25 protein-coding genes are annotated in these 25,636 nt (G+C 41.5%); 14 read left to right on the top strand and 11 right to left on the bottom strand.

From position 1 onward, the window contains the following. Positions 1 to 48: 48 nt before the first annotated feature. On the bottom strand, positions 49 to 990 hold the full coding sequence (locus ACWU4D_RS01235) for a class I SAM-dependent methyltransferase (RefSeq protein WP_456049553.1): 942 nt from the start codon (positions 988 to 990) through the stop codon (positions 49 to 51). After that, positions 987 to 1,727: a TIGR01621 family pseudouridine synthase gene (locus ACWU4D_RS01230; RefSeq protein ID WP_456049552.1), complete on the bottom strand. Its 741-nt coding sequence runs from the start codon at positions 1,725 to 1,727 to the stop codon at positions 987 to 989. The genes ACWU4D_RS01235 and ACWU4D_RS01230 overlap by 4 nt, the downstream gene beginning before the upstream one ends. Before the next feature lie 229 nt (positions 1,728 to 1,956). On the opposite strand from ACWU4D_RS01230, the gene cls reads away from it, so the two are divergent. Continuing rightward, entirely contained in the window at positions 1,957 to 3,411 is a 1,455-nt protein-coding gene (cls, locus tag ACWU4D_RS01225; protein WP_456049551.1) for a cardiolipin synthase, read from the top strand. A 73-nt stretch (positions 3,412 to 3,484) separates the two neighbouring features. After that, positions 3,485 to 4,684 carry a cystathionine beta-lyase gene (locus tag ACWU4D_RS01220; protein ID WP_456049550.1) on the top strand — a complete coding sequence of 400 codons (1,200 nt, stop codon included), beginning with the start codon at positions 3,485 to 3,487 and terminating at the stop codon, positions 4,682 to 4,684. A gap of 65 nt (positions 4,685 to 4,749) precedes the next feature. On the opposite strand, the gene ACWU4D_RS01215 is transcribed toward ACWU4D_RS01220, so the two are convergent. Genes ACWU4D_RS01215 through pspA form a run of 4 tightly spaced genes read right to left on the bottom strand, consistent with a single transcriptional unit; the run spans position 4,750 to position 6,625 of the window. Beyond that, positions 4,750 to 5,310: a DNA-3-methyladenine glycosylase I gene (locus tag ACWU4D_RS01215; RefSeq protein WP_456049549.1), complete on the bottom strand. Its 561-nt coding sequence runs from the start codon at positions 5,308 to 5,310 to the stop codon at positions 4,750 to 4,752. A 9-nt stretch (positions 5,311 to 5,319) separates the two neighbouring features. Continuing rightward, positions 5,320 to 5,709, bottom strand: a complete 390-nt coding sequence (pspC, locus tag ACWU4D_RS01210) for an envelope stress response membrane protein PspC (RefSeq protein ID WP_456049548.1) — start codon at positions 5,707 to 5,709, stop codon at positions 5,320 to 5,322. Beyond that, entirely contained in the window at positions 5,702 to 5,935 is a 234-nt protein-coding gene (gene pspB / locus ACWU4D_RS01205; RefSeq protein ID WP_456049547.1) for an envelope stress response membrane protein PspB, read from the bottom strand. Before pspB ends, pspC begins: the two co-directional genes overlap by 8 nt. Before the next feature lie 21 nt (positions 5,936 to 5,956). Continuing rightward, the gene (pspA, locus tag ACWU4D_RS01200) at positions 5,957 to 6,625 is read right to left on the bottom strand and encodes a phage shock protein PspA (protein ID WP_456049546.1); all 669 of its coding nucleotides are present in this window, start codon (positions 6,623 to 6,625) and stop codon (positions 5,957 to 5,959) included. A gap of 231 nt (positions 6,626 to 6,856) precedes the next feature. On the opposite strand from pspA, the gene pspF reads away from it, so the two are divergent. From pspF to ACWU4D_RS01160, 8 genes are all read left to right on the top strand, one after another. After that, positions 6,857 to 7,894, top strand: a complete 1,038-nt coding sequence (gene pspF / locus ACWU4D_RS01195) for a phage shock protein operon transcriptional activator (protein ID WP_456049545.1) — start codon at positions 6,857 to 6,859, stop codon at positions 7,892 to 7,894. 109 nt (positions 7,895 to 8,003) lie between these two features. Then, entirely contained in the window at positions 8,004 to 9,626 is a 1,623-nt protein-coding gene (locus tag ACWU4D_RS01190; RefSeq protein WP_456049544.1) for an ABC transporter substrate-binding protein, read from the top strand. After that, entirely contained in the window at positions 9,626 to 10,588 is a 963-nt protein-coding gene (locus ACWU4D_RS01185) for an ABC transporter permease (protein ID WP_456049543.1), read from the top strand. The genes ACWU4D_RS01190 and ACWU4D_RS01185 overlap by 1 nt, the downstream gene beginning before the upstream one ends. Next, on the top strand, positions 10,575 to 11,462 hold the full coding sequence (locus tag ACWU4D_RS01180; protein WP_456049542.1) for an ABC transporter permease subunit: 888 nt from the start codon (positions 10,575 to 10,577) through the stop codon (positions 11,460 to 11,462). Before ACWU4D_RS01185 ends, ACWU4D_RS01180 begins: the two co-directional genes overlap by 14 nt. After that, complete coding sequence (locus ACWU4D_RS01175; protein ID WP_456049541.1) at positions 11,462 to 12,463, top strand: peptide ABC transporter ATP-binding protein; 1,002 nt, start codon at positions 11,462 to 11,464, stop codon at positions 12,461 to 12,463. Before ACWU4D_RS01180 ends, ACWU4D_RS01175 begins: the two co-directional genes overlap by 1 nt. Next, positions 12,460 to 13,263: a peptide ABC transporter ATP-binding protein gene (locus tag ACWU4D_RS01170; RefSeq protein WP_456049540.1), complete on the top strand. Its 804-nt coding sequence runs from the start codon at positions 12,460 to 12,462 to the stop codon at positions 13,261 to 13,263. Before ACWU4D_RS01175 ends, ACWU4D_RS01170 begins: the two co-directional genes overlap by 4 nt. 10 nt (positions 13,264 to 13,273) lie before the next feature. Further along, complete coding sequence (locus ACWU4D_RS01165) at positions 13,274 to 14,053, top strand: DUF2927 domain-containing protein (RefSeq protein WP_456049539.1); 780 nt, start codon at positions 13,274 to 13,276, stop codon at positions 14,051 to 14,053. A gap of 13 nt (positions 14,054 to 14,066) precedes the next feature. After that, positions 14,067 to 15,161 carry a phosphatase PAP2 family protein gene (locus ACWU4D_RS01160; RefSeq protein WP_456049538.1) on the top strand — a complete coding sequence of 365 codons (1,095 nt, stop codon included), beginning with the start codon at positions 14,067 to 14,069 and terminating at the stop codon, positions 15,159 to 15,161. Positions 15,162 to 15,187: 26 nt separating this feature from the next. Here the strand turns inward: ACWU4D_RS01160 and ACWU4D_RS01155 are convergent, their stop codons facing one another. The 4 genes from ACWU4D_RS01155 to uvrY form a co-directional block, all read right to left on the bottom strand. Further along, the gene (locus ACWU4D_RS01155) at positions 15,188 to 16,849 is read right to left on the bottom strand and encodes a methyl-accepting chemotaxis protein (RefSeq protein WP_456049537.1); all 1,662 of its coding nucleotides are present in this window, start codon (positions 16,847 to 16,849) and stop codon (positions 15,188 to 15,190) included. Between the two features lie 290 nt (positions 16,850 to 17,139). Then, complete coding sequence (gene pgsA, locus ACWU4D_RS01150; protein WP_456049536.1) at positions 17,140 to 17,697, bottom strand: CDP-diacylglycerol--glycerol-3-phosphate 3-phosphatidyltransferase; 558 nt, start codon at positions 17,695 to 17,697, stop codon at positions 17,140 to 17,142. A 45-nt stretch (positions 17,698 to 17,742) separates the two neighbouring features. Further along, entirely contained in the window at positions 17,743 to 19,572 is a 1,830-nt protein-coding gene (gene uvrC, locus ACWU4D_RS01145; RefSeq protein ID WP_456049535.1) for an excinuclease ABC subunit UvrC, read from the bottom strand. Further along, the gene (gene uvrY / locus ACWU4D_RS01140) at positions 19,572 to 20,216 is read right to left on the bottom strand and encodes a UvrY/SirA/GacA family response regulator transcription factor (RefSeq protein ID WP_456049534.1); all 645 of its coding nucleotides are present in this window, start codon (positions 20,214 to 20,216) and stop codon (positions 19,572 to 19,574) included. Before uvrY ends, uvrC begins: the two co-directional genes overlap by 1 nt. Positions 20,217 to 20,550: 334 nt before the next feature. On the opposite strand from uvrY, the gene ACWU4D_RS01135 reads away from it, so the two are divergent. Further along, on the top strand, positions 20,551 to 22,923 hold the full coding sequence (locus ACWU4D_RS01135; RefSeq protein WP_456049533.1) for a DNA polymerase II: 2,373 nt from the start codon (positions 20,551 to 20,553) through the stop codon (positions 22,921 to 22,923). A gap of 16 nt (positions 22,924 to 22,939) precedes the next feature. Here ACWU4D_RS01135 and ACWU4D_RS01130 read toward each other — a convergent pair whose 3' ends face one another. Next, on the bottom strand, positions 22,940 to 23,707 hold the full coding sequence (locus ACWU4D_RS01130) for a nucleotidyltransferase domain-containing protein (RefSeq protein WP_456049532.1): 768 nt from the start codon (positions 23,705 to 23,707) through the stop codon (positions 22,940 to 22,942). A gap of 184 nt (positions 23,708 to 23,891) precedes the next feature. Between ACWU4D_RS01130 and efpL the strand changes: the two genes are divergently transcribed. The 3 genes from efpL to ACWU4D_RS01115 all read left to right on the top strand — a co-directional run bounded on the left by efpL (position 23,892) and on the right by ACWU4D_RS01115 (position 25,633). Then, positions 23,892 to 24,458 (top strand): elongation factor P-like protein EfpL, encoded by a 567-nt coding sequence (gene efpL, locus ACWU4D_RS01125; RefSeq protein ID WP_456049531.1) that lies wholly within the window; start codon positions 23,892 to 23,894, stop codon positions 24,456 to 24,458. Between the two features lie 4 nt (positions 24,459 to 24,462). Beyond that, the gene (locus ACWU4D_RS01120; RefSeq protein ID WP_456049530.1) at positions 24,463 to 24,792 is read left to right on the top strand and encodes an HI1450 family dsDNA-mimic protein; all 330 of its coding nucleotides are present in this window, start codon (positions 24,463 to 24,465) and stop codon (positions 24,790 to 24,792) included. 112 nt (positions 24,793 to 24,904) lie between these two features. Next, positions 24,905 to 25,633 carry a DUF3581 domain-containing protein gene (locus tag ACWU4D_RS01115; protein ID WP_456049529.1) on the top strand — a complete coding sequence of 243 codons (729 nt, stop codon included), beginning with the start codon at positions 24,905 to 24,907 and terminating at the stop codon, positions 25,631 to 25,633. Positions 25,634 to 25,636 lie beyond the last annotated feature (3 nt).

Below are 25,636 nucleotides of genomic sequence, written 5' to 3'. Positions count from 1 at the left end.
AATTTATAAAATAACCCGCATAAAGCGGGTTATTTTACGTGGCAAGCTTTAATCTTGTTTGTTAAATAGCAAGACTTTGAGGTTGGCATCTTGGTCGATATCAACAAACTCAGGAGGGTTGTCTAAACGTCTTTCAAACTGCAGCATAGGCGCTTCTTCCGCCATACTGTTGGTCAAAAAATCTTGTTTTACGACTGGTGAATTGACGCACGCAAATACTTGACCTTCCTCGCTAAGCATATCTGGTAGCCGACGTAAAATTTTGCGGTAATCTTTTGTTAGCGCGAAACTGCCCTTTTGAAATGATGGCGGGTCGATAATGATTAAATCATAAGGCCCATAGCGATTGATTTTGCCCCATGATCGAAAAATATCATGAGCAAAAAAGTGCACCGTTGAAAGATCGTGCAGGTTAAGCTTATGGTTTGTTTTTCCAGTATCTAACGCTCCTCGAGCCATATCGACATTGACGACACTCTCCGCGCCGCCCTCCATCGCCGTGACAGAAAAACCACATGTGTATGCAAATAGATTGAGAACTCGCTTACCAGCTGAGTTGTCTTTGACCCACTGTCGCCCATAACGCATATCGAGAAACAAACCCATGTTCTGATTTCGACCTAACTTCAACTGATATTTCAAACCATTTTCTTCAACAATCGGGTTTGAATTCAATTCACCCACAATCACTTCCGCTGGCGCACCATCACGATAACGATGCTGCAATACAATTGAAGAGCCAGCTTTATCACGCCACGCACTTGATTGGCAAAATTGACTTAAGCCTTGTTGGAGAGCGGCAATAAAGTCTTCATCTTGAAGTTTATAAACACAGACAATTAATTGACCTTGAAGCCAGTCAGCGGTCAGTTGTTCTAATCCTTCCCAATACTGACCCCGGCCATGAAATAAACGCCTTGCTTCATTAGGTATTTCAATAAGCTGTTTTTCTAACTCGCCAAAGAATATTGGCAATTGTTGTATATTCATGGATTCACTTTTTTACTAATAGACAGTTTACTTACAGAAGGAGGATTCACACTGGGCCAAGATAAGTCCCAAGGGGTCAACCATTGGTCAATAGCATTCGACATTATGGGTTGAGACCATAAGCACCCAAACCCTTCGTAGCATCGAGGATCACAGATAAACTCAAATCTTTGATTATCATATTTAAATCGAATCGCAAAAGCATGTAAATAGCCTCGGTCACTCTCACTATCTGCACTGTTATAAATTCGGTCACCGACAATTGCCGAGCCTACAGATTTCAACGCAACACGAATTTGATGGGTTTTTCCAGTGTAGGGTTTACACAGAAAAGCTCGCTGCCCGTTGTCACTTGAAAGCGAAAAAAACTGAGTGATTGCTGGATTATTTTGACTGGTAAGTAACTTCCAACTTGAACGACGAGAGCGGGTCATATCACCCTTAATCAAACCTTGTTTTTTTTTCGGCTTCTTACACCCAATCGCCAAGTAGAATTTTTCAACATCTCTATTCGAGAAGTTAGCCGACAATTGGCGAGCACTTTCAGAGATTGTCGCAAGCAATAAAATACCGGATGTCATCTTATCCAAACGATGGACCAAATAGAGCTTTGGCAAATTCAACGCACGAGCAACGTCTGACACCAACATGGTTTCACCATCATCTTTATGTACTGAAACGTTAAAATGTTTATTAATGACAATAAAATCATCGTGACGATAAAGAATGTCGAACATAGTTACCTCTTAGCGTGAAGCACGAGTATAACTAGACCATAGATACAATCCAACGAATTAACACGACACATTATTCACCAAGCCACATTTCGAGCAAAAAGCATCCAAAACCTCACCAATCGATGTAACGTTCAAGCTTTCAACACCCCTGTTCAAATCTCGCTTTCAATCCTAAACCAATGCGATTACTATCATATTGTTTCTTTCTTTAGGTTTGTTTGATCGCCCAATGGACAAAATTTATCAATTCATCGTACTTTTAAGCTTTGTTGTTTATTGGTTATTAGTTGCCTCGGTGACGATTCGCGTTGTGGTTAAGAAGAATGCCATAAGTGTCTCATTGGCATGGCTTTTAATGATCTATGTTCTCCCCTTTATTGGTGTCATTGCCTATTTTCTTTTTGGCGAACTTAATTTAGGTCGTCGCCGAGCCGAACGTGCACGAGAAATGTTCACACCATTTCGCGATTGGTTTTCCAGCCTTAATGATTGTCAGGCGCATGTCACTGAAACATTGGGAACACATATTTATAAGATTGACGAGTTGTGCAACCAAAGGATGAGTATTCCCGCACTCAGTGGTAACCATCTCGATCTAAAGAAAACACCAAATGAAATCATCGATGCGATGGTCGAAGATATTCAGCAAGCAAATGATCGTATTCGAATGGTGTTCTACATTTGGCACCCTGGGGGAAAAACCGATACTGTTGCATCAGCACTTATCCACGCCGCTAAGCGAGGAGTAAAAGTACAAATACTGCTCGATTCAGCAGGCAGCCACCGATTCTTTAACAGTGGCTGGGCAAAAACAATGCGCAGTGCTGGCATTGAAGTGGTACAAGCATTGCCCGTAAAACCATGGCGAATATTTTTAAGTCGATTGGATCTGCGCCAGCATAGAAAAATCGTGGTTATCGATGATCAAATCGCCTACACCGGCTCAATGAACATGGTTGACCCTGAATTCTTTAAGCTCGATGCCGATGTGGGCCAGTGGGTCGATATTATGGTGCGCGTAACCGGACCGACAGTAAATATCTTATCCGCGATTCACAGTTGGGACTGGGAAATTGAAACGGGTGAGCGTTCATTTCCTCAATTACCGGAATGCCAACTAGATAATCCAGTTTCTCTGCACCCAGTTCAAGTCGTCCCTTCAGGCCCTGCAATGCCTGAGCAACTCATTATTCAAGCACTGATCATTGCAATTCACCAGGCAAATCATTCAATCAGAATTACCTCGCCCTACTTTGTACCAAGCCGTGATCTGCTTGCGACACTAAAAATGACCGCACAACGTGGTATAAACATAGATATTATTATCCCCCATAAAAATGATTCAACTATGGTGAAATGGGCTTCTCGCTCTTTCTATGGGGAACTATTAGAGGTAGGAATCAATATCTATGAATTTTATGGTGGCCTACTTCATACAAAATCTGTCGTAATTGATGAACGATTTTGTTTAATCGGTACCGTCAACATGGATATGCGCAGTCTATGGCTGAATTTTGAAGTAACACTCGCCGTTGACGATGAAGTGTTCACAAAACAGCTTTTTGAACTACAACAAGAATATATCGATCAATCTTATTTAATCGAAAAACAACAGTGGCAATCTCGGCCATTATTTAACCGTTTTCTAGAACGCATTTATTACCTGTTCAACCCTTTATTATAAGTTTTCAATCTAAGGTTGAATCCCTAACGTTGACATGTTTTAAATAGACAATACGTTTTTACAAGGAACTACCATGTCAGAAGAGAAAAAAACCCAATTAATTGGCGCTGGTCGAAGTAAGAAATGGACCAATGGTACGGTAAATCCCCCGGTCCAAAGAGCATCAACTATCGTATTTGATACCGTAGCCGAAAAAAATCAGGCGACAATCAATCGACAAAAACAAACGCTATTTTATGGCCGTCGTGGTACCAATACTCACTTTGCTCTTCAAGATGCAATGGTGACGCTTGAAGGTGGCGCTGGGTGTGCTCTCTATCCTTGTGGCACCGCGGCAATAACAGGAGCCATTCTATCGTTTGTCTCAGCGGGTGATCATATCTTAATGGTTGATACTTGTTACGAACCAACGCGTGATTTCTGTAATGTGATGTTAAAGAAAATGGGCGTAGAAACCACCTATTACGATCCATTAATTGGTGAAGGAATTCGCGACCTTATTCAAGAGAACACACGAATTTTATTTACCGAATCCCCAGGTTCTATCACGATGGAAGTACAGGATATTCCGACACTTTCACGTATTGCGCACGAGTCTGATGTGATTGTCATGCTGGATAACACATGGGGAGCTGGCGTTAACTTTTCTCCGTTTGAATTTGGCGTCGACATTTCAATTCAAGCAGCAACCAAATACATCGTTGGCCACTCAGATGTCATGCTAGGTACCGCAGTAGCTTCAGAAAAGTATTGGGATCAGTTGCGCGAAAATAGCTACTTGTTAGGACAGTGTGTTTCTCCTGATGATGCCTACCTTGGATTACGCGGAATTCGAACTTTAGATGTCAGACTAAGACAACATGAGAAAAATAGCTTAGAAGTCGCAAACTGGCTTGCTAATCGACCAGAAGTGGATCATGTTCGTCACCCAGCATTGGCAACATGCCCAGGGCATGAGTTCTTTGAACGTGATTTTACGGGTGGCAACGGGCTATTTTCATTTGTTCTAAACAGCAGTTACCCTCGAGCAACTACCGCACTGTTGGACAGCATGAAACACTTCAGTATGGGGTATTCATGGGGCGGCTATGAGAGTTTAATCCTCGCCAATGAGCCAAAAAGTTTTAATGCACTACGTACGATTGCGAATCCAAATTTTAGTGGCACGCTTGTTCGGGTACACATTGGTTTGGAAGATGTTCAGGACTTGATCGCCGATCTAGAACAAGGATTTGCTGAGTACAATCGAGTGTTGGCGGAACAACCTCAGTAGCCTTCTATCTCTAACGCAATAATAAATAGGGTCAGATGTTGTTAAGAACGACATCTGACCCTTTTCTATCGTGCTGGACAATCAACGAGATGATCGTTAACCATGCCGACCGCTTGCATAAATGAATAGCAGATCGTTTCACCGACAAACTTAAATCCTTTTTTCTTCAGAAATTTACTCATTTCCTTAGATAAATCCGTCGATGTGGGCACGTCAGACATTGAGGTCCAATGATTTATGATCGGCTCATGATCGACAAACTGCCATAGCGCCGCTTTTAATGACCCATACTCTTGTTGAAGTTTTAGTGCTGCCTGAGCATTGCTAAACACTGAATTAATTTTACCGCGATGTTTCACGACATCGAACTGTTCAATAATGGCTTCGGTACGACGTTCATCATATTGGGCTAACGTTTCTAAGTCGTAACCGTCAAATGCTTGGTAATAGCCCGCTCGCTTTTTTAATATTACGAGCCAGCTCAGCCCAGCTTGGGCGCCTTCCAAGGTAATGAACTCAAACAGTTTCTGATCGTCATAGACTGGCTTGCCCCATTCATTATCATGATACTCACGTTCTAAGGAATTTTTCGTTGCCCATTCGCATACACCGTGATCGCTTTCCATGATATCTCCTTATAACGTCTTGAATTCTTTATTAACCTTGTAGGCGTTTGACGTAACATACGCTTCAATGTTTCTCACATTCTGTTCAATTTCATCGAATTCAGATTGCAAATTATGAATCACTTGTGACGCGGATTCACCTTGTTTCCAATGGCGACTTTTTAATTTGTGACCTTGTTGCTTTTGCTGTTGGTCACGATACTGCTTTGGTGGCTTTTCTAGCATCAATGTGAGCGCAAAGTACGCCAATACCACCAAGAATGTACCACCTAATAGTGCGGCGGAGATAAACAAAATTCTAACTAACCAAATTTCCATCTCAAAATAGTTAGCAAGTCCCGCACACACACCCGTCAGTTTCGAATTTACAGGATCACGATACAATCCTCGGCTAGTCATACTTGTTCCTCCAACCAGGGGTTTCCGAATCTAAGATTTTTTCCAACGTATCTACACGACTACTAAGACGATCTGCTTTTTGAGACAAAGTATTTAATGTTTGTAATTCTTCATCGCTAATTCCATTCGTCGCTTTTCGCTTGCTTCGATAGTGCAAAACTAACCAAAGCGGCGCGACAAAGACCATAAAAACAATCAACGGTGCCGTAAAAAATGCTCCTGACATAATTTTGCATCCTTATATCAATTATTGACTCTGATGAATTTGCTGTTTCATTTTTTCCAGCTCTTGTTCAATCTCTTCTTGCGCTTGCAGTTCAGCAAACTGCTGGTCTAGGGTTTGGTTGCTCCCTGATTGATTGAACAGGTCAGCTTCAGCTTCAAGTTCATCGATTTTACGACTGAATTGTTCAAATTTAGCCATGGTCGCCGCCGACTTTCCTTGATGTAGCTGACGTTGAATATCGCGACGATCACCTGCCGCTTGGCTGCGAATGATCAGCGCTTGCTGTTTTGCTCTGGTTTCTGTAATTTTCGCTTCCAATTTGGCGATTTCGTCAGTTAATTTATCAACCGTCTCTTCAACTAACACAAGCTCTTTTTTAAGACCGTCTAAATTGTGCCCTAGCTTTCTTTTTTCAATTAATGCAGCTCGAGCGAGATCTTCTCTTTGCTTGGCCAATGCTAAAGTGGCTTTATTGCTCCAATCCGATACTTGTTGCTCAAGAGATTCAATTTTGCGTACGACTTCCTTTTTGTCCGCCATAGCTTTTGCTGAATTACTTCTTACTTCAACCAATGTATCTTCCATTTCTTGGATAATAAGGCGAATAAGTTTTTCTGGATCTTCCGCTTTATCAAGCAATGAACTAATGTTCGAATTAACGATATCAGCAAAACGTGAAAATATACCCATGATCTTTCTCCTAATAATATGTTAGTCAGTCTGTGAGCCTAAAACGCTTCTATCAATAATCTCATCAAACCAAATTCAAGCTTCCCAATGTATATAGCTATTTCCGTGCCAATTTCATAACTCTTTATAATCAATGGCTTACAAATTTCACTTCACAAACAAAAAAGATATATTTGCCAATTTAGCCAAAAATTGGTTTATTTAACCATCTCAATATAAAAGGTTAACGTGATGAATAATCCTCTCATTGGTGAATCACCCTTATTTCTCGCACTACTTGATACTGTATCTCGCCTCGCACCTATTGAGCGACCGGTCCTCATCATGGGTGAGCGTGGTACGGGAAAAGAGTTGATCGCTCAACGACTGCACTATTTATCTAAACGCTGGGATGAACCTTTAATTACACTAAATTGTGCTGCGCTTTCTGAAGGGTTAATTGACTCTGAGTTATTTGGCCACGAATCAGGAGCATTTACCGGAGCCAAAGCAAAACATATGGGACGTTTTGAACGGGCTGAAGGTGGCAGTTTATTCCTAGATGAACTGGGCAATGCCCCACTTTCTGTCCAAGAAAAACTCCTGCGAGTCATTGAATATGGTCAATATGAGCGCATCGGCGGAAGTACCGTGCTTAATGCAAATGTAAGAGTTATCGCTGCGACCAATGCTAATCTCGTCGAAATGGCCGATCAAAATCACTTTCGTCACGATTTACTCGACCGTTTAGCCTTTGACGTTATCCACCTTCCACCATTACGTAAGCGCCGGGAAGATATCTTGCCACTGGCAAACCATTTCGCCGTCAAGATGTGTCATGAGCTACACCTTTCGCATTTTGTCGGGTTCTCTTCAGAAATCCAAACTCAACTTCTGGACTACTCTTGGCCTGGCAACATACGTGAGCTAAAAAATGTCGTTGAACGCGCTGTCTATCAAAATATTGATTTCACTCAACCGATTACAACTCTACAAACCAATCCCTTCGTACCACAATGGCAAGAGCAGAGCGAACAAAACGATGAGGATGAGCACCAAAACGTAATCCAACAAAATGAGCTTCAAGGTGTCACGGAAATCAAGTCATTGTCCTTCCCTATCGACTTTAAGGATCATTGTCAAAATCACGAAAAACAGCTTATTGAGCATGCTTTAAATCAAGCTAAGTTTCATCAACAGCAAGCTGCTCAGTTGTTAGGATTGTCGTATCATCAATTGCGCGGGTTAATCCGAAAGTACGCAATCACCAATAAATTTGATGCAGAGTAATTCCTGCACGCGGTTTTTGATTGGTTCGATAGTGTAATAATGGTAAATTATCCGAATCTTTGAGGCATTTATATTAATAATGGTCCTCGTTTCTCTTCTTTGATTTCATATGCAAAAATACTTAACATTCGCGACGGCGTTAATCAGCACAATCCTCTTGGCAGGATGCGATCAACAAAATATCGATCATAGTAAAATTAGAGAAACCGGCTTTGTCTATTGTGGACAAGGTAAGCCGACGACGTTTAATCCGCAGCTCGTTGATGGCGGCGTTACCGTAGATGCACTCTCTCCACAGTTGTTTGATACATTACTGACTTTAAATAACAGTACTCATCTGCCACAACCAAATCTCGCACATTCTTGGCATGTCAGCAACGACGGTCTCGTTTATCAATTTGAACTTAGATCCGATATCGAGTTTCAAACAACATCATGGTTTACACCAACAAGACCACTTAGTGCTGATGATATTCGTTTTAGTTTTGAGCGTATCCTGCTCTCTTCAAACCCATTTCATACCGTCGGCAACAGTGCCTATCCTTGGTTTAGAGGCAACAATTTTCAGCAACTGATTAAATCTATTGAGACCCCGAACTCGCATACAGTCAAATTTCATTTGAACCATGCTGATAATACCTTTTTATCTTTATTGTCGACCCCTTATGCCGTCATTCATTCGAAAGAGTACGCTGAACAACTTATTGAGAGAAATGAAAAATCGTTGATAGATAGCCAACCTGTAGGAACAGGGCCTTTCTTATTAGACGAATACCTTGTCGGTGACTATGTACGCCTGAAACGTCATGACGATTACTGGAATGGTCGAGCAAAAATGGAGCAAGTCGTATTTGATATTGAGCAACGCGGAACGGGCTCTTTGGCAAAACTATTACTCAATGAATGCGATGTTCTTAACTCATCAATATCAAGTCAAATTCCTGTAATTCAAGATCAATCTCATATTAGTTTACTTAGCTCTCTAGCTATGAATACCGCATACATTGCTGTCAACACTAAACGCCAAGCTATGAATGACCAACGAGTACGACGAGCTCTTTCCTATGCAATAGACCGACAAAAGATCATTGACTCCGTCTATTACGGACGAGGTTCCATTGCCTATAATATACTTCCGCCAGTGTCGTGGGCTTACTCTAAAAACACCACTCAAATTCGGTATGATAGACGATTTGCTCTTGGTTTATTAAAAGATGCAGGTTACGTTGATGGATTAACATTAACAATGTCCGTTCCTACGGAGTCCACCAGCTATAACCCAAGCCCACAAAAATCGGCTGCTTTAATCCAAAGTTACTTTTCCGATATTGGGATTAGATTAAAACTCGTACCTCAAAGCGTTAGCCGAGATAACCAAGTCCAATTTGATAACAATGTCGACTTATATTTAACTGGGATTGTTGGACGTTCAGCGAACCCTGATGGTTTTCTACGCCCAGTACTGAGTTGCCAATCACATAATCAAGGCGCTGATTTAACCCATTGGTGTAATGACAGTTTCGATTCTCTGCTTAACTTGGCTTTGGAAATCAACGCTCCTCGTTTTCGCCTAAACCTCTACAAACAGATACAAAATATCATCAACCAAAATGTACCTGTTATTCCAATCGCGCATGGTCGACAATTTAAAGCCTATAATAATTCATTGACGGGTTTCGCCGTTAACCCTTTCCATGTCCAACCCTTCAATCACGTTGAGAGGTTGAAATAATGTTTTTTTATACAATTAGAAAACTCAACTTATTCGTAATTACCTTACTTATTCTCACGTTTGTTGGGTTTCATTTATCTCGACTTGAGCCTAACTCGTGGTCACATGACCTGGATTTCTGGCACGGCTGGACACAATACGTCAGTAATTTAGCGCAATTGGATTTCGGCGTCAGTCACGATGGAAATCCGATAAAAAACGAATTGTTTCTCGTTTTCCCTGCAACTCTAGAACTCTGTTTTGTTGCATTTGTACTCTCTCTTTCGATCGGAATCCCTTTGGGAACAATCGCAGGAATGAAGCAAGGAAAATTTACTGAGAAAGTCATATCCTTTATCGCAATGTGTGGCTATTCCGCTCCCGTTTTTTGGGTCGCACTATCTATGATATTCATTTTTTCTCTTAACTATGAATGGTTTCCCGTGTCGGGGCGCTACGATTTACTGTATAAGCTTGATCATATGACTGGCTTTGCTCTAATAGATGCTGCGCTGTCTAAAAGCCCCAATCGGGTTGAATTACTACAAAGCGTAATCGAACATATGATTCTTCCTTGTATGGTTTTGGCGCTCGCACCGACGACACAGGTCATACGAATAATGAAAGCAGCGGTCGCTGACATCATGCAGCAGAACTACATTCGTGTTGCTCGTATTCGCGGGTTATCTCACTATCGCATCGTCATCGAACACGTATTACGTAACGCAGTACCTTCGTTGGTGTCAAAGTTCGGTGTACAACTTTCAACCATGTTTACCTTTGCAATTATTGCGGAGTCTATTTTCAATTGGCCAGGGATTGGGCGTTGGTTACTGGATGCTTTATCAGAGCGTGACTATGTCTCAATTCAAGCTGGAGTAATCGTCGTTGCGTCACTCGTTTTAACCACCAATATTGTCTCAGATTTAATAGGTACAATGATTAACCCTTTGGTTAGGAAGGCTTGGTATGCTAACAAATAGTATTTATCAGGAAGAACATATCCCAACTCAGTTCGAACGTTTCTGGCGAAGCTTTAAACATAATAATCTCGCCATGTTTGGCTTATGGTGTATGATTTTATTGCTTATTATCATTGCAGTTTCACCGTGGATTACACCTCATAACCCGATTGCACCATCGGAATATCTTTTATTGCCACCATCATGGGATCCAACCGGTTCCATAGATTACTTTTTAGGTACAGATGATTTAGGGAGAGACATTTTATCTCGCCTTATTGCTGGGACTCGTCATTCGTTTGGTTATGCTTTATTAGTCACACTTGTTGCATTATGTATCGGTGGGTTCATTGGTATATTGGCCGGAATGACATCTGGCTTACTATCGAGCGTTCTCAATCACTTATTTGATACCGTGATGTCGATTCCTTCGCTGTTGCTTGCGGTTATTTTTGTTGCCGTTTTAGGCCCAGGCGAAACGAATGTGCTACTTGCCATAGGGTTAGCACTAACGCCTCGGTTTATTCGTAGCCTGTATACCGCAATTAATACGGAAATGGCAAAAGATTATATTATGGCGGCTCGCCTTGATGGAGCGAGTGACATCTATCTTTTACTCAACTCAATTTTGCCAAATATTTTGACCGTAATCGCCTTAGAAACCACTCTTGCCATTACGATTGCAATTCTTGATATCACCGCGCTTGGTTTCTTAAACTTAGGTGCCCAAGCGCCTACAACTGAATGGGGAGCAATGTTAGGTAGCTCTGTTGAATTGCTCTACCTTGCTCCTTGGACAGTTATTCTGCCTGGCCTTATGATTATGTTTACTATTGTTGTCGTTAACCTTGTCGGCGAAGGTGCTCGTCAAGCGCTCAATTCAGGTGTCGAATAATGGCATTATTAGATATTCGTCACTTAACGATCGAAATTGATACCCCTCAAGGACTTGTCAAAGCGGTTGATCGCATGAGCTTAACTATGCCAGAAGGCGAAATTCGCGGGCTAGTAGGTGAGTCCGGTTCAGGGAAAAGTTTAGTCGCGAAAGCAATTGTCGGTGTTGGAAAAGAGCATTGGCGTATCACCGCCGATAGAATGCGTCTAGGCAATATCGATCTGTTACAGTTAACCCCTCGAGAGCGTCGCAAAGTCATCGCACGTGACATTGCAATGATTTTTCAGGAGCCTCATTCGTGCCTCGATCCATCCGATGAAATTGGTAAGCAGTTGATGGAAGCGATACCCGACCGCGCCTTTGAAGGCCGATGGTGGCAGCGATTCACGTGGCGAAAAAAGCAGGCCATTGCACTGCTCCATAAAGTCGGAATCAAAGAACACAGCCGAGTATTAAGCTCTTACCCCTATGAGCTTACTGTTGGTGAATGCCAAAAAGTGATGATCGCGATGGCGATTGCAGCAAAACCCAAACTGCTGATTGCTGATGAGCCAACGAACGATTTGGATCCAGTAACACAAAAACAAATATTGCGTTTACTTAGCCGTATGAATCAAGTCAATAACACGACAATTTTGCTTATCGGACACGACTTAACCTCGATCACACAGTGGGCCAATAGAATTACAGTAATGTACTGTGGACAATCTGTAGAATCGGCTGAGACGAAAGCGATTTTAGCGAAACCCAAACATCCATACACATCTGCACTGCTAACTGCGATGCCAGATTTCAGTGAGGTGATTCCACATAAGCAAAAGCTCGAATCACTTCCAGGTTCAATTCCACCATTAAAACACTTACCAATCGGATGTCGTTTAGGACCTCGCTGTCCTTATGCTCGTCGTCAATGTGTGGAAATGCCTCGTTCTAAAAAGATAAAAGGCCATAAGTTTTCATGTCATTTTCCACTCAATACTAATGAAGAAAAACAGCCATGACAGAATCACTATTAGAGGTTAGAAACCTTTCAAAAAACTTTGAAACTCGCTCACGGCTGTTCTTTCGTAAAAAAATAGAGCAAGCGGTTAAACCCGTTAGTTTCAGCTTAGAGGCAGGTCAAACTATTGGTTTCATCGGTCAAAATGGTTCAGGGAAATCGACCATTGCTCGAATGATTGCCGGTGTTGTCGAACCAAGTGGTGGGGAAATATTGGTCAATGGTGAGCCATTGAAATACGGTGACTACGCCAATCGATGTAGGCTCGTTCGGATGATTTTCCAAGATCCTAATACATCGCTGAACCCGAAAATTCAAATTGGGCGTATATTGGAAGGACCTTTAAAACGAAATACAGATATGACAGCAGAAGCAAGGTCACAGCGTGTAAAAACAACGCTAACAAAAGTGGGTCTTCTACCAGAGCATGCCTACTTCTATCCTCAAATGCTCGCAACCGGACAAAAACAGCGAGTCTGTTTAGCACGAGCTTTAATTCTCCAGCCTTCTATCATCATAGCCGATGAAGCACTAAACGGCCTAGATATGGCAATGCGCTCGCAGATTATTAATTTGTTTCTAGAACTCCAAGAAGAGATGGGAGTTTCATTTATCTATGTGTCCCAACATATTGGCATAGTCAAACACATCACCGACAAGATTGTGGTTATGCATCAAGGTGAAATTGTCGAGTCCGGTCCAACTCAGGATGTACTGACAGCTCCGAAACATAATGTCACTCGACGTATGATCGACAGTCATTTTAGTAAGTCACCCTTATACACGTCGACCAAATCATAAAGAGATTTTAATGATGCGAGCAATCTCCCTACTCTGTTTCTGCCTATTGTTCTCGCTTTATTCATCCGCTAACACAACCAATACTTGGTTAGATACCTTTTTTGTCGAAAGAGCATTTAAACAAGTCGTCTTCAATGATGAATTCCGACGTGGTACGTACCCACTGTCAAAATGGGAGAAGCCAATCCACTATTGGGTCCATCATGATACAAACGACAAAGTGTTTCATCAAGAACTGGTCGAACTCCATTTTGAACAACTTAGAGAACTGACCGATCTCTCGATTTCGAAAGCATCGTCAGAGCAACGCGCAAATTTTGTTATTTACTTTACAACGCAGTCACGATGGAAAGCTTTAGTTAACAAAACGATGGGAAAAGAATCCGGGAAACATACTGATAATGCACTATGCTTATTTGGTAGTGCGATTAGCCAGCAGGATTATTCTATTGCTCGGTCGATTGTTGTTATCCCCGTAGATCGGGCTAGGCAACATGGAAAGCTAGTCTCTTGCGTCATCGAGGAAACAACTCAAGCGCTAGGGCTAAGAAACGATACCGAGCAAGCATACCCCTCGGTGTTTAACGATGCTTCACCAGAAAATTACTTATCGCCATTAGACGTCGTATTGATTCAGCTAATGTATGAACCTATCGTCGAATCTGGGATAACAGAAACGGAAATCACACCACTTTTAAGAGAAATGATCGATGAATATCGCCGTTTTGGGGTGTTGTCAGATGCCGTAAATCAAGCAAATAGCGCTCCTCTGGTTAAACAATATAAATAAAGAGACTGTAGTAATGCCATTTATAAAGCATTTAGTTCAACCTATCGTGCGAGACAGATATATCTACTTTACAGGCCTCATCATCTTATGTTGCTATTCGATATATCATCATATTTATATTCGTGATCAAGCTTACGATTTATGGCTCTATCTGAAAGCCATTATGAATGCTATTGGAGTTACTGCTGCCGTTGGATTTTGTGGCTATTTTTTTTACCTGATTGGTAAGCGCGACCCTCACCCACTAAAAGCCTATGGTAAATTAGTCGCCCTTCCTTTCGTTTATTGGCGAGAAGCCATCAACTTCGCTCTGCTAGCACTCATGATATCGATCGTGTTTTCGGTATACACTAATACAAAATATTCAATCCCCGCAGTGGTACCATACTATCTCGATACCTGGTTAGCCAATGCAGATCAATGGCTGCATTTTGGCCATACGCCATGGGTTTTGACTCACTCTTGGTTTTCACACCCAATCGCCACATCAATTATTAACCTAATGTATAACCTGTGGTTTTTTATCTTTTCGATCTTTTTTATTTCATTCATGTTATTAGTGAATAAACCAGGTTTACGCCAACAAGTGATTATCTCTTTCTGTCTGGCTTGGGTTATTAATGGCAACATCGGCGGACTATTATTTTCATCTGTCGGACCTTGTTATTATGGTCACTTTTTTCCCGATACCGATTTATTTTTCCAATTAATGGAAAGGTTACATCAGCAAAATGATTGGTTAAAAACTATAAGCTATTTACCTGATGTGTGGGCACTGGATACTCAGGACTTACTATGGGAAAGCTATCAATCTAATACTAATAGTATGGGAGCAGGCATATCGGCCGCGCCTAGTATGCACGTCACAATTGCATCATTAATGGCCATGTCACTGTTTAATATAAATCGAAAACTTGGCGTACTGGCTTGGGTCTATGCGGGTATCATTGAAATAGGATCGGTACACCTAGCATGGCACTATGCGATTGATGGGTATCTGGGGCTTATATTTATGACGATTATCTGGTGGTCAGTTAAAGCGATTCTAGCTCGATTACCCAGCCCAGCTATGACTCAACAAACAAAAATGAGAGCTCATGTAGCATGAACTCTCATTGGCTTTTTTGACACAGTTTACAATTGGAATCGGTTAACCAAATCGCCGAGCTCTGATGCTTTGACCTTCAATGTGTGGCTCGCTCCGCTGTTCGTCTTCGCGTATTCCGATGATTCGCTGCTCTTCTCTGAAATAACAACAATGCGCTCAGATATTTCTTGGCCGACGACGCTTTGCTCTTGAGTTGCGGTTGCGATAAGAGAATTCATATCCATAATATTGCCGATAGCTTGACGAATTTGCTCTATTGACTCACGAGCAACATTCGCTTCCTCAACAGTCGACAGCCCTCTTTCTTGGCTGGATTGCATCGCCTTAACAGACGCATCTGAAGCGTGTTTCAACTTGCAGATCATCTCATTGATTTCACCAGTACTGTCCTGAGTACGACTTGCTAAGTTTCTTACTTCGTCCGCAACCACTGCGAACCCACGACCTTGCTCTCCAGCCCGCGCTGCTTCAATCGCAGCATTAAGAGCTAACAAGTTCGTTTGTTCGGCGATACTTTGAATGACCTCAAGCGCAGTTGAGATATTTTGAACATCATGCTCAAGCTGCGATATAACATTACTTGCCTCTGCAATTTCATCAGCTAGGCTCGCAACAGAATCGACCGCGGAATTCACTGTCTTCAATGCATTGTCGGAGCTACTTTCCACTACTTCTGCAGACTGGGCCGCTTCAGCAGCATTTTGAGAGATTTCATGGGCTGAACTGGTCAGTTCGGTCATTGCTGTTGCCACTTGGTCGGTTTCAACACGTTGATCAGCACTAAGTTGATTCACTAACTGTGCACGTTGCGTCATTTCATTTGTTTCATGCTCAACATCATTTGTAACCCTAGTAACATTGCTGACTAAATCATGTAAATTGCCAACAAACAGATTGAAATTATTGCGTAGTTTTTCAAATTCTGGCACGTTAAACTTGTCAATCCTCGCCGTTAAATCGGCATCTCCTTGAGCAAAACGTTCAATAGAGTCACCAAATACTTTTAGGGGGTTCAGTATACTTCTGCTGACGGCATAACTAAATCCATAGACAACGGCGATCAGTACCGCAAGTATAATTAAGGTATTAATGCTACTTTCGACTAATTGAGCATTGGTTTGCTCAACCATGTTGGCAACGAGAAGATCGACATCATCAATATAGAACCCAGTTGCAATCACCATATCAAGTTCAGGTATATAACTTGAATAACTTAGTTTAGGTAAAGGAACATCTGAATTTGGCTTTGGGAAGTGATACGCGGTATGTTTACCAGCTCCTTCTTTAGCGTTATTAATTAATGCCTGTACATGATTTTTGCCTAACGCATCTTTAGAGTCCCAGAAGTTTTTTCCAATCCCCTTATTTGTACCGGAAAATAGCCTAACCCCTGATGGGCTATAACCAAAAAATGAAGTTGGTCCAGATTGCATATTTTTCAAATAAACAATCGCATCTTCTTTTGAACCACCAGACTTAATTAAAGTGACAACTGTATTGGTTGCAATTTCAACGTAAGACTTTAGTTCTTCCTTTTTCATTTCGATTGCATAGTTATAGCTTAATTCACTTTGCGCTTTACTTAACTTCTTCGCCTCAAAATAGTTCAAGGTAAACATAGCGACAGCTATTAATAAAACAGGAAGAGAAGTAAGAATAATAAGTCGACTTTTTATTGTAAATTTCATTTTGATCATCACCTAATGGGCTTACTGAAACCTAGATTACTTAAAGTATAGTCATAGCCACACCAGTCGCTTACAAATCTTTAACAAAAAAGCCCCTGAATTCCTTTACCGCAAGATAAACGAGCATAAATAAAAGAGTAGCTCTAGCTAAGATGATAATTAAAAAAGGAAAAACACCCGATTGGGAACGTGAGGTACACTATGTCAAAATGTGATCTATAAATAAAAAAGGAGGGAGCAAAAAAAAGCTGAATAATACTATTCAGCTTAGAATAAAAAAGTTATTGATGTTACTGAGCATCGGGATGTAACAAATCGGCTTTAGCTGCACTCAAATATTGAACCATAGACCAATAAGTAAGGAACATTGCTGCATACACTGCCGCATAACCAAGCCAAACCATCCATTCGTTATAGCTCCAAATTAAAGCCAGTAACGCGGTCATTTGTGTTCCCGTTTTAACCTTGCCAACCCATGAAACAGCAACATTGGCTCGCTTTCCGATCTCCGCCATCCATTCCCTAAGCGCTGAAATAATAATCTCACGTGCAATCATCGTCATTGCAGGAACCGTTATCCAAAACGTATGGAAATCTTCGGTGATCAAAATTAAAGCGGTAGCGACTAACACCTTGTCAGCAACTGGGTCAATAAATGCCCCAAAACGCGTTGTTTGCCCAAGCTTTCGGGCCAGCATTCCATCAAGCCAGTCTGTGATACTTGCAACGGCAAATATCAAAGCCGCAGCAAAATGCGCCCATTCATAAGGCAAATAAAATACGACCACGAAAACAGGAATTAATCCAAGCCGTACAAGAGATAACATATTTGGAATTGTAAGACGCATATCTATCGCTCTAATGGGAAACGTGGTTATGGTGATGGATTTTTACTATTGTTTCAATGCCTGATGGATATTTTCTGCCAGAGTGCGACTAATACCGGGCACTTTGCTTATTTCTTCAACGCTTGCTCGCTTTAACTCCTGCAATCCACCCATATACTTGAGTAATGCTTGTCGTCGCTTGGGTCCGATTCCTTCGATTCCCTCAAGTGAGCTCGTACGACGAGTTTTTCCACGCTTCGCTCGATGACCACTAATCGCATGATTATGACTTTCATCTCGAATATGTTGAATCAAATGCAACGCTGGTGAATCACTGGGTAAATGAAATTCTTCTCCAGCTACCGTGATTAATGTTTCAAGGCCCGGTTTGCGCGTGACCCCTTTAGCGATCCCAATCAATAATGGGTGTTTAGGCCAATCTTGCCAACAAGCCTGTATGGTTTCATAAGCCCGAGAAAGCTGCCCTTTGCCACCATCAATAAAAACAATATCAGGAATGTTCTCGACATCAATTTGTCTCTGATAACGTTTCAACAACCCCTTTTCCATCGCAGCATAATCATCTCCACCAGTAATACCGCTGATGTTAAAACGACGATATTCACTCTTCACTGGGCCTTCAGAGTTAAATACCACGCATGAGGCAATCGTGCTTTCTCCCATCGTGTGAGAAATATCAAAGCACTCCATACGTTGAATCGTATCCAACTTTAGCGCCTGCTGCAGTTCTATAAACCTTTGATGTATTGTTAGCTTGGAATTATGCTTGGTCGTGATAGCGGTTAAAGCGTTGGTGTTCGCAAGCTTTAAATAACGTCCTCTAGCAGAACCTGGGTTAATTAAGAATCGTATTTTTCGCCCTGCCATCTCTGTCAGTACTGCTGACAAACTTTCATCGGCAATTAACCCTTTATTTACAATTATCTTGGCAGGTAATGTCCGCCCTTCTGTTTGCGATAGATAGTATTGATTAATAAAACTATCGAATACTTCATCCGTCGGGGTATTGGCAGGGATCTTAGGGTAATAACTTCTACTACCTAAAATTTTTCCCTGACGAATCATCAATAAGTGAACACACGCCAAACCAAATTCATGTGCAAAACCAACAACATCAATATCGTCTAAGCTATCTTCGGAGACAAATTGCTGCTCTTGAACTCGGCGAATGGCTTGAATTTGGTCTCGGTACTTTGCAGCCATCTCAAACTCTAGATCAGAGCTGGCTTTTTCCATTCTGCCTACTAGAGTCTGTAAAACTTGGTTATCTTTACCTTTCAGGAAAAGCCTCAGGTGTTCAAGAAGCTCATCGTAATCGTCGTCACTGATCAGCGCACTAACACAAGGACCAGCACAACGACCAATTTGATACATTAAACAAGGGCGAGTCCGGTTCGCATACACGGTGTCTTCACACTGGCGAACCGGGAAAATTTTTTGCATCAAATGGAGAGTTTGTCGCACGGCTCCAGAATCTGGATAAGGGCCAAAGTACTCGCCCTTTTTTCTTTTCGCTCCACGATGAATCGACAGCCTAGGATGACGATGCTGACTAATAAAAATATATGGATAGGATTTATCGTCTCGAAGTAACACATTATATTTTGGCAAGTATTGCTTAATATAATTGTGCTCAAGAATCAGAGCCTCGGTCTCAGTGTGGGTGACCGTCACATCAATTTTGGTGATATGGGAAACCAAAGCTCGCGTCTTTTCACGATCGACTTTTTTACGAAAATAACTCGATAAACGATTCTTTAAATTTTTCGCTTTACCAACATAGATAACTTCAGACTCGGCGTTATACATGCGATAAACGCCGGGCTGACTGGTAACATCTTTTAGAAAAGAAGCAGAATCAAATCGTTCAGACACTATAGGCTCTCGGTATCGAGTATTCCATGTCGTATTGCTAAATGAGTCAACTCGACATCCCCACTAATATCTAACTTGGCAAAAAGTCGATAACGGTAGCTGTTGACGGTTTTTGGACTTAAATTCAGTTGTTCTGAAATATCCGTAACTTTTTCGCCTTTGGTTATCATCATCATAATCTGAAGCTCACGTTCAGAGAGTTCAGAAAACGGATTCTCCGCCGCTGGTGAAAACTGGCTTAATGCCATTTGTTGCGCAATTTCTGGTGAAATATAACGCTGTCCGCTATTGACCACACGAATAGCATTCACCATTTCATCAGGAGCCGCTCCTTTAGTAAGGTAGCCCGCTGCTCCTGCTTGCATTACTTTTGTCGGAAACGGATTTTCTGTGTGCACGGTTAGCACAATAATTCGAACATCCGGATTATAACGTATGATTTTTTTTGTTGCTTCTAGGCCACCAATACCGGGCATATTCATGTCCATTAATAGCACATCAGCATTATTATTGCGGCACCACTTAACCGCCTGCTCACCACTGTCTGCTTCCCCTGCGACACTTATTCCACGGACGTCTTCAATAATACGTCTTATCCCTGTGCGAACCAGTTCGTGATCATCAACCAGGAAAACACTAATCAAACTTGTCTCTCCAAAATCATTTGGCTCAACACAACACTCTGAGTCACCGCTGTTATCAACGGTGATTCAGAGTGCAATTTTAACTGTCGACTATGAGCCTAAATCAATTGAGAATCAAGCTCATAATCTTCAAGTCATTGTATACAACACCAATTCAAAGAGTTAAACGTCACTATAATTCTCAACGACTCTTTAATTTGAGACATTATATCAATCTCGTAGAAAAGATCATAAAGGGAAATCTCATTATCATTCAATATCGATAAAATCTGAGGTTATTTCACCTTCCAAGCTTTGATACAATCACTACCTCATTATCGACAGAGCAAACAATTTGTTTCGAGACCAAGGCTTCATTCTTAGCCGTCATGCCAGAGATATACACCAACAAACTCAAATTGAACTTTGGGTAAAGACCTCGTCGGGCATAAAATTACTTCAAATTCACGGAGAAAAAGTCATCTGCTTTATAAAACAGATGAACCTCGATGATGCCCAAAAGATAGCGCATGAAAACAAAATCGATGTTGAGTTCAAGCCCCTTGACCTACAAACCTTTGGAGAGAGTCCTGTACTTGGTTGCTACCTCAACACCATCAAACAAAGCCAGCATTTTGTTCAACTCTTAAGTGCTGCTGAACTTGGAGTCTGGGAAGGTGATATTCGCCTCGTCGACCGATACCTGATGGAACGGTTCATCCAAGGCAGTGTTGAGTTTACCGGTGAAGCACATAACAAAAATAGTTTTCACCTAATACGTGGTACTAAATGTAAATCGGCCGAATTTGTTCCTGAGTTAACCATGGTTTCATTGGACATCGAATGCTCAGAGAAAGGCATTCTTTATTCGGTTGGACTTGAAAGTGAACTGGATTCACGCGTTATTATGATTGGGGCTCCTCAAGTTCATAACTATTCATGCCACATTCAATGGGTCAACAATGAAAAAGAGCTTCTCTTACAGTTAATTGAATGGTTTCGACAGTATGACCCAGATATCATTGTTGGGTGGAACATTATAGATTTTGATTTTCGCCTGCTTCACAAACGCGCGCAGCACCACCAACTCAAATTGAATATAGGGCGGGGAAACAGCAGCAGCTATTTTCGACAGTCGTCAATTTCTAATCAAGGCTTCATATCGATCCCCGGACGAGTAGTGCTTGACGGAATCGATACATTAAAGACCGCGACCTATCACTTCCCGTCTTGGTCACTCGAGGCCGTATCTCAGCAACTTTTAGGTGAAGGTAAAGCCATCCACAACGTTCATGATCGTATGGCTGAGATCAATCATATGTTCCGTAAAGATAAACCCCAGCTTGCCCATTACAACCTCCAAGATTGCCGATTAGTTACTCGAATCTTTCACCATACTCACCTGCTCGATTTCGCCATTCAGCGTTCAAGATTAACTGGACTTGAATTGGATAAAATGGGGGGTTCCGTCGCTGCATTTACCAACCTCTATCTTCCTCGGTTACACCGTGCTGGTTATGTAGCACCAAACCTACAAAGTGAAAACTGGCAAGCAAGTCCTGGCGGTTACGTGATGGATTCTAAGCCCGGGCTTTACGAATCGGTTTTGGTTCTCGATTATAAGAGCCTCTACCCTTCTTTGATTCTGTCCTTTCTTATTGACCCGTTGGGACTTATCAAAGGTTTGCGACAAGAGATAGGCAAAGCACCAGATCAAGCTGTGTTGGGATTCTGTGGCGGCCAATTCCACCGTCAAAATCATATTTTACCTGAATTAATTCAACAACTTTGGCAAGCACGTGATCTGGCCAAACGCAATCAAGATAAACCGCTATCCCAAGCTATAAAAATTATCATGAACTCGTTCTACGGAGTGTTAGGTTCATCTGGGTGCCGTTTCTTTGATGTACGACTGGCTTCCAGCATTACAATGCGAGGGCAAGAAGTCATGCAGAAAACTCGAACTTTAATTGAACAACAAGGTTACGAGGTGATTTACGGTGATACTGATTCGACGTTTGTGGCACTTGGAAACGAGCACTGTCCACAACAGGCAAACATCATTGGCAAACAGTTAGCCGAAAGCATCAATCAATGGTGGAAATCCTATTTGGATACAGAGTTTTCACTAACAAGTCATCTTGAAATTGAATTTGAAACACATTTTAGTCGCTTTTTAATGCCAACGATTCGTGGTTCCGAAACCGGCTCGAAGAAACGCTATGCTGGCCTAATTAAACACGCTGATGACTCAGATGAAATGGTATTTAAAGGGCTTGAAAGTGTAAGAACTGACTGGACTGAGCTTTCTCAAACTTTTCAACGTGAGTTATATCAACGTGTGTTTAATCAACAACCTGTTGAGTCTTACGTACGCTCCATGGTCGAGCGCACCTTAAATGGTGAATTTGACGCACAATTAGTCTACCGAAAACGCTTAAGGCGCAAACTTTCAGAGTATCAAAAAAATATTCCTCCTCAAGTACGAGCCGCGCGAAAAGCCGACGAAATAAATTTGCAATTAGGACGGCAACTTCAATATCAAAATAAAGGTACGATTGAATATGTCATTACAGTTGAAGGACCAGCGCCCAAAGAATACCTAAATGGCATTATTGATTATGACCATTATATCGAGAAGCAACTTAAACCAGTTGCGAACGCAATATTACCTTTTATTGGCTTAGAATTTGATAATTTAATCAAGCCACAATTAGGGCTATTCTAACCGCCGGTACTATTGACTAACCAATACGAAACTCGGTTTTTTTATATTCTTTTACCAGCCACTGGCCAAAGCTATCTAACAAACCGACCACCGATCGTTTAGGAATCAATTTCGTTTCCAGTAAAATCGAAAGACGCTGTATTTCAATCGCCTTATCTGGGTAATAGCGCAAAAATTCGTGACCACATTGTTGAGGATCATCGAACCAATTTTTATCACGATGCATCACCACTCCATACGCAGCTCTGAGAAGTTTTTTCGCAGCTTGTTGTTGGGCTTCAATCTGTTGTTCGGCACTGGAAGCCTTTGCGACCTTGTCACGATACCACTCAAGGCGTTCAGCAATATCCATATTCCAATATTTAGCAATTTCCCAACTCGGTTCGTAATCACCAAAACATTCACCTAAGTCATCACCATACAAACAAATTGAGCAATGGTGTAATAAGAATCCCCAGGAAAACAGGCTCTCGAGTGAAGCTACCTCGCTCACCAATGCCGTTTTTATATTCACATCAGTAATAAATGAATATTTTGTTTGAAAGCGCCAACGTATCGTATTGAATATCGTTGCTTTATTCGATCCTAACTCTCGATGCGTTACAACAACAACGTCGACATTCGACCGATTGGGTCGAGCACTTCCTCTAGCGATGCTCCCGTAAAGATATAGACTATGTAAGTTATCCCCCAACCCTTGCTTAAGAGCACGAACGATCTCGTTCACCGCAGGCTGGTATTCCACTTGTAACGGTGCGGTACTATCAATGACATCTAGAACCATGGTCGTGATAAAAATCCTATATAAAATCGATATTTGAAGACATATATTATACGCAATTAAACATTAATTACGGCAATCATAGACACCTTGAGCGCTTTGTTCATCAAAATAGCCTTATTTAGGTTATTCCTTTTAGCCTTGGTTAGGTATAATGACGCCAAATTATAGTGAAGGAAATACCACAATGCCAAAGGCAAGCGACATTAAAAAAGGCTCTGCAGTTAGCCTAAATGGAAAAATTCTGCTCGTTAAAGATTTTGATATCACTACTCCTGGTGGCCGTGGCGGTGCAAAAATTTTCAAGTTCCGTTTTAAAGACCTTGCGACTGGCGGAAAAGTTGAAGAGTCATTTAAAAGTGACGAGATGCTAGAAACCGTCGATATGTATAAACGTGCCTCATCATTCTCCTACATAGATGGCGATGACTACATTTTCATGGATAACGAAGACTATACTCAATATCCATTCAAAAAGTCCGATATTGAAGAAGATCTAGCGTTCATCAATGAAGACGTTCAAGGCTTATTCGTTATTCTTGTCAACGACCAACCAGCCGCTATTGAGCTTCCATCATCAGTCGAATTGGTTATTGAAGAAACAGACCCTTCGATAAAAGGCGCGTCGGCATCCGCACGTACCAAACCCGCTCGTTTAACAACCGGCTTAGTGGTTCAAGTTCCTGAATACATTGCATCCGGTGAACGCATCGTTATCAATATCGCTGAACGTAAATTTATGGGTCGAGCATAAATAAATGAGTCAATTACTAAGCTACGACGATGTTATCGATACTGCCTACGATATTTTTCTTGAAATGGCACCCGATAATTTAGAGCAGCCTCAACTTGGTCAATTTGAGCAAGACTTTGACCAACAAGGTGCTGCGATTGCTATCGAACTTGGAAACGATTGGGAATCTCACGTTGGGTTTAACATCGACGAAAATAACTATGCCGAAATCCACATAGGCTTAGTTGATGAAAGTCAGCAGAAGCTGGGCGTTATCTTTGCTCGCATTCTCATTAGTCGAATAGATGACGAGAAGTTTTGTCATATCTTATGGCAACGAGATTCATCAAATTAACCCCAAAAGATGGAAATGAAAGGTCTAATTCAGCTATTTGTAACTGGATAGACCATTCATTTTCAATACTCATATATAATCCGAGCCAATTTAGGCCATAAATGAATCACCTATGTATCTGACTCCTTATTTTTCAAGCAACAGCGAAACATTTCAATTCACTCGCCAACAAGCAAGTCATTTTGCTAAAAAAGTGGCTGGAGACTTTAACCCAATTCACGACGAAGACAATAAACGCTTCTGTGTTCCGGGAGACTTATTGTTTGCTGTTCTTTTGCAAAAAGAAGGCGTAAGCCAAAAAATGCGCTTTAATTTCTCTGGTATGGTGTCCGATGGAATCGAGCTTCATATCGAGAACAAATGCGATAAAGAAAGCGCTGTGGTCGATAAAAATGGCAAAGAATATCTTCATATGAATCGTGAAGGTGAAATCAGCCATGATCTTGATTTCATTGAGCACGTTGTAACCAGTTACGTGAAGTTTTCAGCGATGAACTTCCCTCATATCATGGTTCCTCTTATGGAAGAACAACAGGTAATGATCAACTGTGATCGCCCGCTAGTGATTTATGAAAGCATGGAAGTTGAATTCGATCGCCTTGACCTCAAGCACCCTGAAGTAGACTACACAGGGTCAAAATTTGAAGTAACAGGTAAACGTGGCGTCGTGACGATGAACTTCGATTTTAAAGAAGATGGCGTGGTGATTGGTAAAGGTTTAAAGCGCTTAGTTGTTAGTGGTCTCAAACCTTATTGCAGTGACGCTGTCGATGATTTGGTTGATCATTTTAATCAGCGTAAAGCTTACTTCTTGGCACTTTTTGAAGAACAAGCGGCGTAAGCC

This window comes from Vibrio phycocola, assembly GCF_053850235.1.
The sequence above is the reverse complement of the archived record's forward strand: the minus strand, read 5'-3'. Positions and strand labels throughout refer to the sequence as shown.